The 17070-nt window shown below is 60.7% G+C and carries 12 protein-coding genes; 3 read left to right on the top strand and 9 right to left on the bottom strand.

From position 1 onward, the window contains the following. The 5 genes from DDF78_RS11815 to dnaK all read right to left on the bottom strand — a co-directional run. On the bottom strand, nt 1-188 hold a 188-nt coding region (locus DDF78_RS11815; protein ID WP_162000926.1), incomplete at its 3' end, for a transposase. A 373-nt stretch (nt 189-561) separates the two neighbouring features. Next, on the bottom strand, nt 562-1134 hold the full coding sequence (locus tag DDF78_RS02775) for a heat shock protein transcriptional repressor HspR (RefSeq protein ID WP_152580114.1): 573 nt from the start codon (nt 1132-1134) through the stop codon (nt 562-564). A 5-nt stretch (nt 1135-1139) separates the two neighbouring features. Further along, nucleotides 1140-2132 carry a DnaJ C-terminal domain-containing protein gene (locus tag DDF78_RS02770; protein ID WP_152580113.1) on the bottom strand — a complete coding sequence of 331 codons (993 nt, stop codon included), beginning with the start codon at nt 2130-2132 and terminating at the stop codon, nt 1140-1142. Between the two features lie 171 nt (nt 2133-2303). Then, nucleotides 2304-2960, bottom strand: coding sequence for a nucleotide exchange factor GrpE (grpE, locus tag DDF78_RS02765; RefSeq protein ID WP_152580112.1), 657 nt, complete (start codon nt 2958-2960; stop codon nt 2304-2306). Nucleotides 2961-2962: 2 nt separating this feature from the next. Continuing rightward, nucleotides 2963-4870, bottom strand: a complete 1908-nt coding sequence (gene dnaK / locus DDF78_RS02760) for a molecular chaperone DnaK (RefSeq protein ID WP_152580111.1) — start codon at nt 4868-4870, stop codon at nt 2963-2965. Nucleotides 4871-5464: 594 nt separating this feature from the next. Here dnaK and DDF78_RS02755 point away from each other — a divergent pair. Further along, the gene (locus DDF78_RS02755; protein ID WP_152580110.1) at nt 5465-6535 is read left to right on the top strand and encodes a LacI family DNA-binding transcriptional regulator; all 1071 of its coding nucleotides are present in this window, start codon (nt 5465-5467) and stop codon (nt 6533-6535) included. A gap of 199 nt (nt 6536-6734) precedes the next feature. After that, a complete protein-coding gene (locus DDF78_RS02750) occupies nt 6735-7745 on the top strand; it encodes a LacI family DNA-binding transcriptional regulator (protein WP_152580109.1) in 1011 nt (336 codons plus the stop codon). A 21-nt stretch (nt 7746-7766) separates the two neighbouring features. Here DDF78_RS02750 and DDF78_RS02745 read toward each other — a convergent pair whose 3' ends face one another. Then, entirely contained in the window at nt 7767-9524 is a 1758-nt protein-coding gene (locus tag DDF78_RS02745; RefSeq protein WP_152580108.1) for a glycoside hydrolase family 13 protein, read from the bottom strand. Nucleotides 9525-9602: 78 nt separating this feature from the next. Beyond that, nucleotides 9603-10967: an ABC transporter substrate-binding protein gene (locus DDF78_RS02740; RefSeq protein WP_152580107.1), complete on the bottom strand. Its 1365-nt coding sequence runs from the start codon at nt 10965-10967 to the stop codon at nt 9603-9605. Nucleotides 10968-11231: 264 nt separating this feature from the next. Here DDF78_RS02740 and DDF78_RS02735 point away from each other — a divergent pair, with 264 nt between their 5' ends. Continuing rightward, nucleotides 11232-11852 carry a DUF624 domain-containing protein gene (locus DDF78_RS02735; protein WP_152580106.1) on the top strand — a complete coding sequence of 207 codons (621 nt, stop codon included), beginning with the start codon at nt 11232-11234 and terminating at the stop codon, nt 11850-11852. 26 nt (nt 11853-11878) lie between these two features. Here the strand turns inward: DDF78_RS02735 and DDF78_RS02730 are convergent, their stop codons facing one another. Next, on the bottom strand, nt 11879-14203 hold the full coding sequence (locus DDF78_RS02730; protein WP_152580105.1) for a glycoside hydrolase family 31 protein: 2325 nt from the start codon (nt 14201-14203) through the stop codon (nt 11879-11881). Between the two features lie 195 nt (nt 14204-14398). Further along, complete coding sequence (locus DDF78_RS02725) at nt 14399-16906, bottom strand: glycoside hydrolase family 31 protein (protein ID WP_152580104.1); 2508 nt, start codon at nt 16904-16906, stop codon at nt 14399-14401. Nucleotides 16907-17070 lie beyond the last annotated feature (164 nt).

Below are 17070 nucleotides of genomic sequence, written 5' to 3'. Positions count from 1 at the left end.
CTCTCGGGCAGACGCGGCCGGCCGCCCCTATGCGGCCTGAAGCGCGCGTCCGCGCGCACCCACGCCGCAAGAGCGCTCCTGGACGGCCAGCCCAGACGCCGCACCACCTCCTGCGCGTTCATCCCGCGCGCGAAATACTCCTCCACCGCGCGCGCCCTCTCCTCGACGCTGAACCTGCGACCACCCATCAGAGACCAGACCTTCCCCCGACCCAACCCCCAACATTCCGTCCGCACCCCCGTCGGATACCGTACAAAATGCGACGCAAGCCCCCCCCCCACTGAAATGCCGAAACGCTGGAATGTCACGATTCCCGCACTATCACCAGGCCATTGCGGGGGATGCAACGTATAACCGGCTCGAAACATCACAGGGCCCGCACTAACTCGACCTTTATGCGGGGGATGTGACGTATAACCGGCCTGAAACGCCACAAGGCCCGCACTACCTTCGTGATAGTGCGGGCCTTGTGACGTAAGATTTCAGGCTTATGTGCGTTCGCTGGAGTTCACGCGGGCCGTGGGCATACAAACGCCCCGAGGCTCAAGCTCCACGAGCCACTTAGTCGAGGTATTCGCTCCATAGCACCACGGACTTCTCGTCCTCCGGGTATTGCGGCATATCGCCGCCGGAGCGGCCGGAGGTCAGCTCGCGGCGATGCACCTGAATCTCGTGCCGCCACAGCCGAGCCTGATTCGAGCGCTGCACCTCGATGATATCGCCGTCTGCGTCAGCCGCGAATATGCTCGAGCCGTTGGGCCGGCTCAGCCGTTTGATCTCGCGGCGCAGCTGGCGATTCTCCTCCTGCAGATCGAGAATCCGCGCGATGCCCGCAAGATTGACGCTTTCCTCCTGACTCAGCCGCTGCGCCTGCATCAGCCGGTCGATGTCACGCAGCGAATAGCGCCGCGCCCCACCGCCGGTCCGCTGCGGCTCGATAAGCCCCAGCCGATCATACTGCCGCAAAGTCTGCGGGTGGACGTTCGCCAGCTCGGCGGTGCGGCCGACGCTGAAAATCGGCAGATCGATGTCGAAGCCGACCTCATCCGCCCCGTCGAGATTCGCGCGGGACTCGACCAGCGCGAGCGCGCACATCTCATAGAGCGCCCGCGCCTCGCGATCCATCCGTGCCATCGCGATCAGCGCTCCTGCGCCAGTTCATCAAGGAAATCGCCGGACTCCTCGTCGAATTCCTTGGCCTTGCGCTTGAGCGCCGCACTGGGCTTGGACGGCACGCGAATCTCGATGCGGCCCACCAAGTCGCCGCCGCGCCCCGGCACGCCCTTGCCGGAGATACGCACCTCACTGCCGCTGGACGAGCCGGCGTGCACCTTGAACGTCACCGCTTCCCCGTCGATGTCCTTGGCCTCGATCTTCGCGCCGGCCACGGCCTGCCCGACGCTGACCGGCAGCGCCATGACGATATCGTGCCCGCGCAGCGAGAACTTCGGGTCCTCCCGGACGGTAAGCTCCAGGAACATATCGCCGTTCTTGCCACCATTGACGCCCGGCTTGCCCTTGCCCGCAAGCCGAATCTTCTGCCCGTCCTTGACCCCGGCGGGAATATGCGTCTTGAACTTGCCGCCATCCACGCTCAGCGACACCGTCGCGCCTTTGACCGCCTGCCGGAAGGTCAGCGTGATCTTCGACTTGCGGTCCTCGCCCCGCTGCGGCGGCTGCGGCTCGCGGTACGCCGTGTGGCTGCGTGCCCCCTGACCTGGCATGCCGCCGAACATGGAGAAGATGTCATCCATGCCTGGCTGACCGCCGCCCGACGTCGAGAAGCGGATGCGCGAGCCATCGCCCGCACCGTCGCCGAACATCGAGCCGAAGACATCGGAGAAGCCCGCGTTGCTGAAGCCGCCCTGGCCCGAGCCGCCCGCAAAGCGCGCGCCGCCCATGCCGAACTGCCGAATCGCGTCATACTTCTGGCGCTGCTCCTTGCTGTTGAGCACGTCATACGCCTCAGAGATATCCTTGAACTTCTCCTCGGCCTCCTTAGACTTGTTCAGATCGGGATGATACTGGCGTGCCAGCTTGCGGTACGCCTTGGTAATATCGGCTGCGCTGGCGTCTTTGGAGACACCGAGGACCTTGTAGAAGTCCTTGTTCAGCCATTCGTTCTCAGCCACGATGTGCCTCCTTTCCTGGGCAAAATATTCAAATGTTCGTTGTTCGTTTATATTTCGACTGCTAGTGGGGCTGCCGTGGGTGGAATGGGATATGTGTTGCTCAGCATGTCGAGCAACACATATCCCTCCAATTCCCGGATACCAGATAAACCTAGGTATTCCGCAAACGAGCTATGCCTTGGGAGAAGCGACTACCACACGGGCGGCTCGGACTACTCGGTCGCCGATGCGGTATCCGGCCTCTACTACGGTGTCGACGGTTTCTGTGGTGACGGTTTCGTCGGGCTTGTGCAGGATGGCTTCGTGCTTGGTCGGGTCGAAGGGCTCTCCGACTTCGCCGAACTTCTCGACGCCGAAGCGTTCGAAGGCCTTGTCGATCTTCGTGGCGACCGCGCTGAAGGAGTCGTCGATATCGCTGTGCTCCTTGATGCGGTCAATATCGTCGAGCGCGGGCAGCAGCGCCGTGAGCACGTCGATGATGCCATGCTCGCGGAAGCGGTCCTGCTCCTTCTTCGAGCGGTTGCGGAAGTTGACGAATTCGGCCCGCTCGCGCTGCAAAGCGTCGAGGTATTCTGCGGCTTCCTTCTTCGCCTGGCCAAGCGGCGTCAGCGAATCCTGCGAATCGGAATCCTTGTTAGGATCCTTGTCGCCATCACTGTTATCGTTGTCAGCCTTCGCATCGCTGGACGGCTCATTCGGCTCGGCACCCTGCGCTGCGGGGTCCGAGGCCGACTGAGCTGCGCTATCAGCCGCACCGGCCGCGTCAGCCGCGGCCTGATCGGCATCCGGCAGATCGTTGAGGTAATCGTCCTTATTGAACCCAGACATGATTACTTGTTGTCCTTGTCGTCATCGTCCACGACTTCGGCATCCACCACGTCGTCGTCAGACGAAGCGGCAGAACCTGCGCCGGCGCCAGCAGCTCCGGCCGCACCTGCGTCTGCGGCACCAGCAGCGCCTGTGCCAGCCGCATCAGCCGCGCCCTGCTGCGCGTAGAGCGCCTGGCCGATCTTCTGTGCCGAGGTCATGAGCGCTTCCTGAGCGGACTTGATCTTCTCAACGTCCTCGCCCTTGAGCGCTTCCTTCAGTTCGTTAACCTTGTCGGTGACTTCCTTGGACACGTCGTCGGAGAGCTTGTCCTTGTTGTCGTTGACGAGCTTTTCGGTCTGGTAGGCGAAGGATTCGGCCTGATTGCGGGTCTCGGCATCCTCCTTGCGCTGCTTGTCCTCGGCCTCGTGGGCTTCGGCCTCCTTGACCATCTTGTCGATCTCGTCCTTGCCCAGGCCCGAGCCGCCGGTGATGGTCATCGACTGCTCCTTGCCGGTGCCCTTGTCCTTGGCGCCGACGTGCACGATGCCGTTGGCGTCGATGTCGAAGGTGACTTCGATCTGCGGGACGCCACGCGGCGCCGGCGCGATGCCGGTCAGCTCGAAGGTGCCCAGCGGCTTGTTGTCGCGCGCGAATTCACGCTCGCCCTGATAGACCTGGATGAGCACGGAGGGCTGGTTGTCCTCGGCGGTCGAGAAGACCTCGGAGCGCTTGGTCGGGATGGCGGTGTTGCGGTCGATGAGCTTGGTCATGATACCGCCCTTGGTCTCGATGCCCAGCGAAAGCGGGGTCACGTCGATGAGCAGCACGTCCTTGCGGTCGCCCTTGATGACGCCCGACTGCACGGCAGCGCCGACAGCCACGACCTCGTCCGGGTTCACGGACTGGTTCGCTTCCTTGCCTCCGGTGAGCTCCTTGACCAGCTCCTTGACGGCCGGCATACGGGTCGAGCCGCCGACGAGCACCACATGGTCGATGTCGCTCACGGAGATGTTCGCATCGCTCAGCACATTGTTGAACGGCGTGCGGCAGCGGCCGAGCAGGTCCGAGCTCATATCCTCGAAGTGGGCGCGGGTAAGCGTCTCATCAAGATGCACCGGCGTGCCATCGGGGGTCATGGCCAGGTACTGCATGGAAATGGAGGTCGAAGACGAGCTCGACAGCTCCTTCTTGGCCTGCTCCGCAGCTTCCTTGAGGCGCTGCAGCGCAATCTTGTCCTTGGACAGGTCGACGCCGTACTTGTTCTTGACTTCGCCCACGAGCCAGTCGATGACCTTCTGATCCCAGTCGTCGCCGCCCAGGCGGTTGTCGCCGTTGGTGGCCTGCACCTGAATGGTGGAGAAGCCGTCCTCGTCCTTGCCGATTTCGAGCAGGGACACATCGAAGGTGCCGCCGCCGAGATCGAAGACGAGAATGCGCTCATCCTCCTTGCCCTTTTCCAGGCCGTACGCGAGCGCTGCCGCGGTCGGCTCGTTGATGATGCGCAGCACGTTCAGGCCTGCGATCTTGCCGGCGTCCTTGGTCGCCTGGCGCTGTGCGTCGTTGAAGTACGCGGGGCAGGTGATGACCGCGTCGGTCACCGGCTCGCCCAGGTACGCCTCGGCGTCGCGCTTGAGCTTCATGAGCACCTGCGCGGAAATCTCCTGAGGGGTCCACTTCTTGCCGTCGATGTCGACGTTCCAATCGGTGCCCATGTGGCGCTTCACCGAGCTGATCGTGCGATCGACGTTGGTGACGGCCTGGCGCTTGGCCACTTCGCCGACGAGAATCTCGCCGGACTTGCTGAATGCCACGACGGATGGCGTGGTGCGCGCACCCTCCGCGTTCACGATGACGGTGGGTTCGCCGCCTTCCAGCGTCGCGATGCAGGAATTGGTGGTACCCAGATCGATGCCTACTGCACGTCCCATAACGGTTGTCTCCTTATTCGTTCGTTATCAGTGGTCACTTGCCAGCTGACGTTGCCTGCTCAAGCCCGCCGAGTCCGCCGGTTTCGATGCTGTTCAGCTATTCAGCCATTCGGCACCTTGCGGACCCGCGTTGCGAGGTTTCCCTCGCCTGCTTACAAACTTGAGCCTACATCACTCAACTTTATGAAGTCAACTTATATTCCCAATTCCTCCAAAAAAACTTGAGTTTCGCGCTATCAAGTTTTGGAACGCATCGTTGCGAAGCGCCTGTGCCAGACTCTATTGCTGCATTTTTTTGTACATCCGATGTATAAATTTTTATACATCGGATGTACAAAAAAATGCTTGTCGCCGACTGTTGCTGGTTCTTGAACTAGACCGGTCACCCGGCAAGCCATCATCACAGCACCACCTCGTCCAAGCTCACAGCGAATATAGGCATACAGATATGCGAACGCTATTCTGACGGGATGATGCAGCAGATCGCCTCCAAATGCCCATTGGACGGGCTTGTACCACCCGGCGACCACCCCAGCGGCCAGTTGCGTCCGCACAGCCGTTCGCGAAGAAGGCAACGAGGCATAAGGAGATACGATGCAGGCCAATATCGGCGATGTGGCACAGCGGGCGCAGGTCTCCGCATCCACGGTGTCCAGGGCCTTCAAGCACCCCGAACTTGTGGCCAAGGCGACGCGCGAACGCATCGCCCGGGCGGCGGATGAGCTTGACTTCGCAGCATCTCGATCGGCCTCGGTCTTTCAAACCGGCCAGACCTTCCGCATCGCGCTGCTGCTCAACGACCCCTCCTCAACCTGGTTCAACGCGCATATCTACGAAGGCCTCGATTCGGTATTTCACCCGGCTGGCTACGATATCGCCATCTACCCGATCGGCACTAGCGGGGACCGGCACGCTTTCTTCGAAGACCTCCCGATACGCCGCAACGCGGACGCGGTCATAATCGCCTCGTTCGATGTCGACTCCAAGGAGATCGCGCGGCTGCACAGTATGAACGTTCCAATCATCGGCATCAACGCCCTGCCTGAAGATGTATTCGACTATTCGATTGCGACCGACGACGACTATGCGATGCGTCTGGTCACCCGTCATCTGCTCACACTAGGGCACAAAGATATCGCCTACATCGACCTCGATCCACCCGAGAATGCGGACGGATCGCTGCATTACAGCGCGAATCGCAGATCCAATGGATTCCTTGCGGAGTGCGCCGAAGCGCATATTGAACCGGCGATGCTGCATGTGTCCAACACCGGTCAGCGCGTCGACCATGCGCTCACGCAGCTGTTCGCGCTCAATCACATGCCCACGGCAATCTGCTGCGAGCAGGACCGGATTGCGGTGCCTCTGCTCAGCCGGCTGCAGCGCCTCGGGTATGCGATTCCCGACGCCCTTTCGATTACAGGTTTCGACGACAGCACCTATGCGAGAGAGGTCGGTCTGACCACCATTCGGCAGGATCCGCATGATATGGGCGCGCGGGCCGCCCGCCACGCGCTTGACCTCATCGCCAAAGCCGATAATGACTTTGAGACCACCGATGAAACCGCCAGCAAGACCGGCGTCAGCACGCCCCCTATTCACGAATCCACTCAAATCCGCATGATGTTCCGGATGTCCACCGGACCCGCAACAAGTGCCGCCTAAGGCCGCCCCGGACCGCCCCCGCGCTCCAGCTCCAGCTTCCGCGCGCGCCCAGTCTTGCCCTCGCTCGCCCATCCCGCCCGCGAATCATGGTAACGTTGCCCTAGCAGTCGATGAAGGTGGCGCCACTGGCGGCATGCCGCCCGCAGACTAATGGGACATACATGGGCCATAGGGTTTTCAAGAACAGGAGGAGGTATCCGTGAAGGCGAGCATCCAGGATGTGGCTTTTGAGGCCGGGGTCTCGGTTTCCACGGTCTCCCGCACGCTTTCCAAGCCGGATCTGGTGCTGCCCAGCACACGCGACAAGGTGCTTGAGGCCGCGCGAAAACTGGAATACCATGCTTCGCGTTCGGCCGCCGCGCTTAAATCGGGGCAGTCCTTCCGTATCGCCCTGCTCTCCTCGCTGAACGTCGCCACCTGGTTCAATGCGACATCTTTCGCCGGGCTTGACTCCATATTCCACCCCAACGGGTACGACATCTCGATCTTCCAGATGGTCGATGCCGACAAACGGCACGAGTTCTTCGCCGATTTGCCCGTGCGGCGCAATGCGGATGCAGTCGTCGTCAACTCCTTCAACATCGAGCCGGAGGAGACACGTCAGCTGAGGACGATGAACGTTCCGATCATCGGCATCAACATCCCCTCGACCAGTGGCTTTGACGCCGCAGTAAGCATCGACGACCAACGGGCAATGAGCGTGGCCGTCGAACATCTTATTTCATTGGGCCACCGACATATCGCCTACGTTTATAAGATGCCCAACAGTAGTTCGCGGCTGCGATTCAGCGCCGATTCGCGTCTCAGCGGATTCCTGTCGGTGTGCCAATCGCACCCCGGAGTCACACCCGAGACCATAGCCATCTCGGAAGACGGCGACGCGACGAACACGGTGCTGAACCGCATCATCGCAATGCCAATCACACCGACGGCCATATGCTTCCAGAGCGACGATATCGCGCTGCCGACGCTGTTCAGATTGCGGCAGTATGGTCACCGGGTGCCACAGGACATCTCGATCATCGGATTCGACGACATCCCCTTTGCACAGCCCATCGGCCTGACCACGCTACGCCAGGATCCCTTCGAGCTCGGCAGAAAGGCCGCGATGCAGACGCTGGACGCCATAGCAGGACGCGCCCCCGAGCCGCAGTTCGAAATCCAGCAGGCCCAGCTGATGCTCAGGGAAACCACAGCCGCCGTAGCGTAGTAGCTACGGCGGCTGTGAACCTCACACGTCGAGCAGCACCCACACGCTTGTGTCCTGCGGCAGTTTGCCCGTAGGAACAGGAGCGGAGGCCAGCACGATGTCGCCATGCGGGATGTCGACTTCCTCAGTGCCGAAGTTCGTCAGGCTCACGAAGCGCCGTCCGTCGACGCTCGGCCGCGAGTAGGCGATGACATCGTCGCTGGAGTCCAGCATCTGGCATGAGGTATCGGCCGTTGCGGTCAGCAGCGATGCGCGTTCTTTGAGTGCTTCGCGATACAGCGTGAGCATCGAATCGGGGTTGCCGGATTCGACGTCAACCGCGTAGTCCTTGAACCACAGGGGCTGCGGCAGATGCGGTTCGGCCGGGGCCTTGCCGTCGTCCAGCGTCGCTGGCGAGAACCCAAAGGAGCGCTTCTCGCCGAAGTTCGCATCCCATCCGGCTGGTTCGGGCGCGTCGGCGGAGTCCCACGGCAGCGGCACGCGGCAGCCGTCACGACCTTTTTCAGTGAAGTTTCGGCGCGTGAAGAAGGGCGTAGGATCCTCAAGCTTGTCCCAAGGGATGTCTGCCACCTCGAACAGGCCCAGCTCCTCGCCTTGGTACACATAGAGCGACCCAGGCAAGCCAGCTTCCATGAGGATCGCCGCCCGGGCACGGCGCGTACCCAGCTCGCGGTCTTCGAAGTAGCTTTTGCCGTCGCGCAGGATCCAGTCATGCACGAACTGGTGGTAAGCGGTCGCGTCAATCTGCGGCAGGCCGTACCGCGAGGCACCGCGCGGCACGTCGTGGTTGTTCATCACCCACGTCGTGGTCGAGCCTTTTGTCTGCTCGGCGGAATTCAGCCCGTCGAGGATGGCCTCGCGGAATTGAACAACCGTCCAGTTCGCCTTGGCGAACTCAAAATTGAACACCTGCCCCAGCTCATCAGGCGACGCATACAGATGCTGGTGCTCGGGCACGACCCACGCCTCACCAACGGCGAAACGCGGCGGATCGTACTCGTTGAACACCTCGCGCCACTCGTGATAGATCTCGTGCACCTCCGTGCGATCCCATAGCGGATGCTTGCCGTCATGGTTGAACGTCGCGTGCACCGGATAACGCTTGCCGAGCTCCTCCAGCGGAGCGCTTTCCAGATCTTTGGCCAGGCCGTGGGCCACGTCGACACGGAAGCCATCGGTGCCGTGATCGCTCCAGAAGCGCAGCGTCTTCTTGAACTCCTCGTGCACATCCGGATGCTGCCAGTTGAGGTCCGGCTGCTCCTTGGCGAAGATGTGCAGATACCATTGACCATCCTCGACCTGCTCCCAGGCCGACCCGCCGAAGAGCGACACCCAATCATTCGGCGGCAGCTCACCATGCTCGCCCCGGCCTTCGCGGAAGATGTACCGGTCGCGCGCTGCGGAGCCGCGACCGGCCTTGAGCGCCTCCTGGAAGAGGACATGCTTGTCGGCGGTGTGGTTTGGCACGATATCGACCATGATCTTCATGCCTACTTCGTGCGCGGCGGAGGCCATAGCGTCGAAGTCATCCATGGTGCCTAGGCGCGGGTCGACGTCGCGGTAGTCGATGACGTCGTAGCCGCCATCCGCCAAGTCGGAAGGGTAGAAGGGCGAAAGCCAGAGCGCATCGACGCCGAGGTCTTTCAGATAGTCGATTTTCGACGTGACGCCGGGGATATCCCCCAAGCCGTCGCCGTCAGCGTCTTTGAAGCTGCGTGGGTAGATCTGGTAGACGACCGCCTGCTTCCACCAGTCGTCGCGTTCGTTGTTCAGTGTCATGATTCCTTCCCGGCATTGCTTATATGCCTGTTTATGATATCGAAGAGATGTGTCTGCACAGCACTTGCCTGCGCGGCACTATTTGGAGAATGGCTCGACCTGCGGCAACATGCCAAGCACTTTCTGGTTGTTCTGCCATTCCTTCTGCCAGCCGTCGACATAGGCCGACTCGAACTTCGACCATGTGCCGGTCCCCTGAGCATATTCCGTCAACGCATTGGCCAGATTATCCTGCCACTGCTGGCTAGGCACAGTAAAGCTCTGAGCCGAAGGCTTGCCCTCTTTGGCGTAGGCACGAGCAGCCGTTGTCAGCGGGTTGGCGGGCTGGTACTTGTTGTTGTCGAAGGTGGTGAACGGCACGGAGAAGCCCATCTCCTTGGACAGGGCCTCCTTGCCTTCATCGCTCGTCACCAGCCATTTGATGAAGTCGAGCGTGGCTTTCTGGTCCTGCTTGGAGGCCTTCTGGTTCACCGCCCATGAGGCGTCGTAGATTGAGAACGGTCCGTACTTGTCTTCGCCAGGGATGCCGAGCCAGTACGGCAGCATACCCAAATCACTGTCGCTCACATTGTTGTCTTTGATCTGACCATATGCCCAGACTCCGTTGGGGTAGAATGCCACATCCCCCAGCGCGAATTCCGAAGTCACGTCGTCATAGCTCTTCGAAGTGAGCATCGTGCTTGGCGTCGGGTTGTTCTTGAGCTGCAGATCGAACATATCCTTGTAGTTTTTGAGATATGTGCCTTTGAGCTCGGGAGCGAAGGTCACGTTGGCGTCGCGATATTCGTAAAACAGCGGAATACGCCCCATATGAGTTGTGTAGCGGTATGACGCCGACGAGTCGAGCGCGGGTGTGGCAAAGGCAGCTTTAATGCCAAGATCGTCCTTGTGCTTCTGCATGTCCTGGGCCACGGACTTCAGCGTGTCGTAGTCCTTGATGTCCTTGTCGCTTGTAATGACAGCATACGGCTTCTTGGCGTACTCGTTCACGATTTTCTTGTTGTAGATAATGCCGTACCACTCGCCGGCGTACGGCAGGGTGTATGCGCCGTCGGCATCCTTATGCGAGTTGGCTTGGCCCTCCTTGTTGAGCAGCTTGTAGACATCAGTGTCCTTGAGATTCGTGAGGTACTTCTTGTACTTCGCGAACTGGTCGTAGCCGCCAATGGTGAACATCGTGGGCGCTTCGCTCTTCGAGAGTTCAGAGGTAAGCGTGGAATCGTAGCTGCCGGCCGCAGCAGTGTTCACCTGCACTTCGACGCCGGTCTGCTTGGTGTAATCATCGGCCAGTTTCTGCAGCTGGTCGCCAATCTCCTGCTTGCCATTCACTAGGTAGACATGTCCTTTGCTGGGATCGGCGCTGCTCCCGCCGCAGGCCGCCAGCGTGATGCCCATGCCTAGGCTGAGCGCCGCTGCAATGAACTTTTTCGTACCGCTTCGCATTGTGTTCGTTCCTTTCGCTTATTGCCGGGGCTTCTTCGCCGCCGGATGCCGTGTCATGTCGTATGGTCATTCATCGATATGACGCAATGGCCTCGCATCGTTGCTAGTTCGCGGTCTCAAGACCATGTAATGACAACGATAACACGACGTCATCGATGCCACGCGGAGTGTTTAGGAGAACCTAGTTCGCCCCCACGCCAGCGGTGTCCGAAATTGCTGAGGATTGTCTAGAATAGAATGGTCGCCGAGCCCCTGAGGAGTGTCATGAAGTTCCTATCACCAGATTCACGATTCATGCAGGGGGTGTCCGACGCCGCCGACGCCGTGTGGATCAACATCCTGATGCTGCTCACCAGCATCCCGATCATCACCATCGGAGCGGCGCTTGTCGCCGGGAATTCCGCCGCCCGACGCACCATAGAGGGCGAAGGCCACACGACCGCGAATTATTTCGCGGCCTTCCGCTCGAACTTTGTGCGCTCGACCCTACTCTGGCTAGTGTTCGGTCCAACGCTGGCATTGCTTGCATACGCTTGGGTGGTGCTGCAGATCACGCCGCTGCTGATACCCAAATTTGCGCTGAGCATTCTGTGGGTCATCGGCTTCGAATGGGTATGGGCGCTGCAAGCCCGTTTCGATAACTCATTTAGCCGAACTCTTGCAAACGCTTTCATTCTCGGCATATCGCATATCGTGCTGACTGCAACGGTGATTGCGATTGATGCAGTATTCCTCGCTTTGCTCGTGGCTTCCTGGTTCTACATGCCCCAAGGACTGTTTCTGCTGCTGGTATTCGGATACGGCACGCTCATCATGCTCCACATCCCCATCCTCGACCGCTGTCTGAATCGCTACGTCGCCTCGCAGGGCAGCGAGGCGAACTAAGCGAACATTCACACGCCTCGACCGTTTCAGCGCTGCATAGCGATCAGCGATGCATACTCCACAACCATCGAGCGCAGATTCGCGTTCTCGATGGTCTGGGCATAGGTCGCCAGATTGATTGGCGAGGTCAGGGCATCATCGATCTTCTTGAGCACTGCGCGCTTGTCCTCGTACGGAATCTCGGCACCCTGCAGCTGCTGAAGCAGCTGCTCGCGGGCCCGGGCATTCTGCTGGCCGTCACTCTGCGGCGTGCCTGCGAAGCTCTGGCCGGCCGTCAGCGTGAATTCCGAGTTGCCATCCAGCGTGAACGCATGCAGCGTGAAGTGCAGCTGTCGGCCTTCAGGAATAATGCCGTCCGGGTCGTCAACTGCGACGCTAGCCACGCCGCCTCGCACGGTTATCGTCGTGGCAGCGATGCTGCGATTCAAGTGCTCGCGCATCACGTACTCGTTGTCCTTGCTGCCGTACACCTGCACGTCAAGCTCCTCGGGCAGCACATCCGCCCGCTGCATCGCATCCGTGGCCATCGGCACGATCGCGCCGAGCTTGGCCAGCACCGGGATGTTCTCCAAGGTGCGGCCGAGCCGAATGGTCGTCTCGCCGGTCTTGAACTGGCCGTCCAGGCTGCAGCTCGACACCATCGGACGCTCGATGCCCTCCTGGTCGCCCTGGTAGACCAGATCGGTGAAAATGTCCATCCACTGGCCTTCGGGCAGCCATGCATCCACGAAGCCAACGTTGAGCGTCGGGTCCTGCGGCGTGGTGATCGGCGCGACCATAAGCTCGCTGCCGAAGAAGTACTGGTTCTTGACCAGATAGCTTTCCTCGTTATCTGGGTAGCGGTAGTACAACGGCTCGATAAGCGCCACGTTCTCGTCATGCGTCCCGATATTGGCGCTGTCGAGGTAGGGCACCAGCCGATTGCGCAAGCGCAGGTAGGCGTCCATGTATTCGCGCACATCGCGACGGTACTTCCATGGCTCCTTGCCTGAGAAGGGATTCTCGGAGCTGTGCAAGCGGTTGATTGGGCTGAACACGCCCAGTTGCAGCCAGCGCAGCGAGAGCGCCGGGTCGAAGCTGCCCCAGATATGCCCGCCGATGTCGTGGCTCCACCAGGTGTAGCCGATGTTCGTGGCGGTCGCGGTGAAGTACGGCTGGAAATTCAGCGAGGCCCAAGTGATGACGGTATCGCCTGAGAACCCGATGGGGTAGCGGTGCGAGCCAGGGCCGGCGAAGCGAGAGAGGATCAGTCCTTCGCCGTCGTTGCGCCGCATGTTGTCGAGGAAATGGTAGTGGTTGAGATTCCACAGCGGCTCGACCTTGTCCTTGCTCCGGCTCGTTCCCTGCTGCCAGTCCAGCCACCAGAAATCGACGCCCTCATCCTCCATCGGGTGATGCACGTCGTCGAAATAGGACTCGCGGAATTTCGGGTCGTCCAGGTCGAAGATCGCCGGCTCTTCCTTCTCAGCGTCCAGCCCCAGATGCTTGGCGACCGTCGGATAGGGGTCCTCGAAGGCCCGGATGCCACCGGCCGGATGCGTGTTCAGCGAGATGTGCTTGTGGCGTTTCTTGAGCTCTTTCAAGAATTGCTGCGGGTCGGGGAAGAGCGTGCGATTCCACGAATACCCGGTCCAGGTGCTGCCGAAGCGCGCCGGCACGTCGTCGGTGCGATGCCAGTCCATATCAATGATGGAGACACTGATAGGTACCTGCTCGCTCTCGAACTGGTCCATCAAATCGAGATATTCCTGCTGCGTGTAGCGGTAGTAGCGGCTCCACCAGTTGCCCAGCGCATAGCGCGGAATGAGCGGAGTTTCGCCACTTAGGCGATAGAAGTCGCTGAGCTCCTCGCGATAGTTACGGCCGTACGCGAAGAAGTAGCCGTCGGATTCCTCGGCTGCACGAGCCACGAAATGGCCGTCCTCGATGGCGAAGGAGTCCGTGTCATCCAGATAGGCATAGCCGTCGCGGCTCATGATGCCGTCGTCGATCGGCGTCGAACCGTCTACCAAGTCCAACGTCGGATTGGTGCCGCCGAGATTCCCGCTGGCCTTCTCGCCGTAGTACCAGCGGGAATCGTGCAGCGTGTACTGGTATTTGGCGTCGACGTGCAGATTGCTTGCGGCGAACGGGCCGCCGTCGTAATACAGATGGAAGAATTCGGTCTCGATCTCCACCGCGTGGCCGTTATGGTCTTTCAGCACGGAATACGCGACCGGCCCGAAGTCACGATTGGCAACCAGCTGCGTATTGCGATCCTCGAACTCGCCCGACGACGAGTACTCCAAGCGAATCAGCCGCTCCGTCAGCAGCGTGAACCGGTAGTCGCTTCCTTGCACGATGGTGCTCATGATAGATCCCCCTTAGCATCTGTCGATACATCTTCTGTTGCTATCCGTTAATTGATACAGCTTGTTAATTGGCACGGTTTGTTGGCTGACACAGTATGTTGATTGGTACAGTCTGTTGGTTGACACGGTGCTGCAATTGCCGCTGCGGAGCCAAGAAACCAGATTCGGCTCCGCTCAAGATGCATGCGACAGCAGTCACACACGCAGCAGCTGTTCTGCAACGGCGCGGATCACCGATTCGGGCATATGCGAGACGAACAAATCATGACGATGCTCGCCGTTGGCGGGCCGCTCCAAAGTGTGCAGGGCGTTGAGTGCGGCAGCGCCGTCGGTACGCACGAGCCGATCGGCCTTGTCCTTGGCCAAGCAGTCAATCTGCGCATTGTAGAGCACGCGGAAGGCGTCGTCGGCGCTGGTGTCATGCGCAAGCGCGAGCTCGCTGTCGAAAAGAATCTCCACCGCAGCGTCGCTCGGAACCTCGGGGATGTCAACGCTCAGGCTCAGCGTGCGCTCGTCGTACGCGGTCGTGACCTCGATGGCCTTGCCGCCGGCGCGAACCGACACCTTGGCCGGCTCCACGCCGCGCATTACCACGGTCCACGAACGGCGCTCGGGGACGATGGAACCCGCAACGGCAGCGTCATCAGCGCCAGCGCCTTGCACCGCGCCGATCGTGAAGGTGGAGGAGCTGCCGGCGACCCAGTGCAGCGCCAGTTCGGTCGTTGCCGCTGCGGATTCAACGCCGCGCGCCCCGTCGTCCTCCGTGAGCGTGAATGCCCCATCGGCTCCGGCGAACGCAACTACGCGCACATGCTTCGGATTGCCAATCGAGTTGATCGGTCCATTAGCCTCATCAAGCGGCTGCATAGGCACGATGCCGCCAGCTTTTGCGAAGACCGGTATGGCCTCAAGCGGCCGCCAGACTTCAAATTTGCGGCCGTCAACGCTGGGTGCCTCATACCGCCGCCCGGTGAAGAAGTCGAACCACGTGCCTTGCGGCAGCCATGCGTCCGCCTTGGCGAGCTGAGCCTCGTGGTCCATCGGTTCGACAATCGGCGCCACCACCAGCTCAGTGCCGAAGCGGAACTCGTCCGGTACCTCGTAGGCCGATGCGTTGTCCGCGGCCTGCCAGTACATCGGCTCGACGATCGGGCGGCCTTCGCCCGCCGCGCGCCAGTTCATGGTGTACAGATACGGAATCAGCTCGTGCCGCAGACGCAGCGAGGCAGTCATCGAATCGCGCACCTCGGTACGGAAGTTCCATGGCTCTTTGCCATTGAAGGCCGAATCAGTGGAATGCAGGCGATTGATGGGACTAAATACGCCGAACTGATACCAACGGGCTTCTAGTTCCTCATCGCGGTAGCCGAACATATGCCCGCCGATATCGTGGCTCCACCAGCCGTAGCCGATGTTGCTGGCCGTGGCGGTGAAATAGGGCTGGAAACGCAACGATTCCCAGCTCACCACGGTATCGCCCGAGAATCCAACTGGGTAGCGGTGCGAGCCGGGCCCGGCGTAGCGCGAGAAGGTCAGCGGCCAGCGTCCGTCACGGCCGGAGTCCAGATAGTGCAAGTGATTGAGCATCCACAGCGGGTCCAGGCCCTTCTGCCGCGTCACACCGCCCTGCTGCCAGTCGAGCCACCAGAAATCGACGCCCTCATCCTCAAGCTTGTGATGCAGATCGAAGTAGGTCTTCATGAACTTCGGGCTGGTCAGGTCGAATTCTATCGGCTCCTCGCTTGCTGGATCGATGCCCATCTGCTGTGCGGCTTCGGCGTATCCATCCTCAAAAGCGCGGATGCCGTCACGCGGGTGCACATTGGGCGTGACTTTCAGCCCGTGTCGGTGCAGCGTGTCGAGGAAGCGCTTCGGGTCGGGGAAGAAGGAGCGGTTCCATGTGTAGCCGGTCCAGCCTGAGCCGTATTTCGGGTCGACGGCGTCGACCAGATGCCAGTCCATATCGACCACGGCCGTGGTGAATGGCAGCCCTTCGCGCTCGAAGCGCTCGACCAGCTGCACGTACTCGCGCTCAGTGTAGCGATGGTAGCGGCTCCACCAGTTGCCCAGCGCAAATCTGGGCAGCAGCGGCGTGGGGCCGGTCAGCTGGTAGAAGTCGTGTATCGCCTCGATGTATCGGTGCGCGTAGCCGAACGCGTACAGATCGTGGCCTGTGCTGGGGCGTGGCACGACCCAGGTGCCGAAGGTATTGTCCTCGCCATTCACCTGCGCAGCTTCGGTCAAGATGTTGGAGGCCGAATCATCCAGCACCGCCCAGCCGTCGCGCGAAACCACGCCCAGGCCGAGCGGCGTCGGACCATTCGTTTCATCGAGCGTGCGCGCCGTGCCGTACAGGTTGCCCTCCTGCTCCTCGCCGTAATTCCATGTGTTGCGATTGGAGTTCACACCTTTGATGACGACGCTCAGGCCCTCCTTGCTGAAGGGTTTCATGTCGTAGGTCAGCCGCAGCGCAGGCGTATCGAGCACCAGCCGACCGTCGCGCACGGTGTGGGTGAACTTCGGCTTCGCGCCCCAGTCGCGATTCACCACCATCTGCGTGGCATGGTCTTCGAAAACCCCGTCATCCTGCCACTCTAGGCGGAGCAGCGACTCGGTGAGCACTCCGATGCGCCAATGGTCGCCTTGGATTACGGCTTCGGGATTCATGATTGGATGGGTGTCGAGCTGCGGGAAGCGCGGCATTGCAGTACTCCTTGTAACGGTAATAGCTGTACTAACGATAATTATTGCGATATTAGCGGCAATCACGAGCCATCAACGGTACGCAACTGCCTTATGACAGTCGAATCGCCGAGGTTCTCTCATACGCATCATATGTGAACAAGATTGCCTCGGCGATTGGTCTA

The sequence above is a fragment of the Bifidobacterium tibiigranuli genome (assembly GCF_009371885.1).
In the GTDB taxonomy this organism is placed as follows: Bacteria; Actinomycetota; Actinomycetes; order Actinomycetales; family Bifidobacteriaceae; genus Bifidobacterium; species Bifidobacterium tibiigranuli.
The sequence above is the reverse complement of the archived record's forward strand: the minus strand, read 5'-3'. Positions and strand labels throughout refer to the sequence as shown.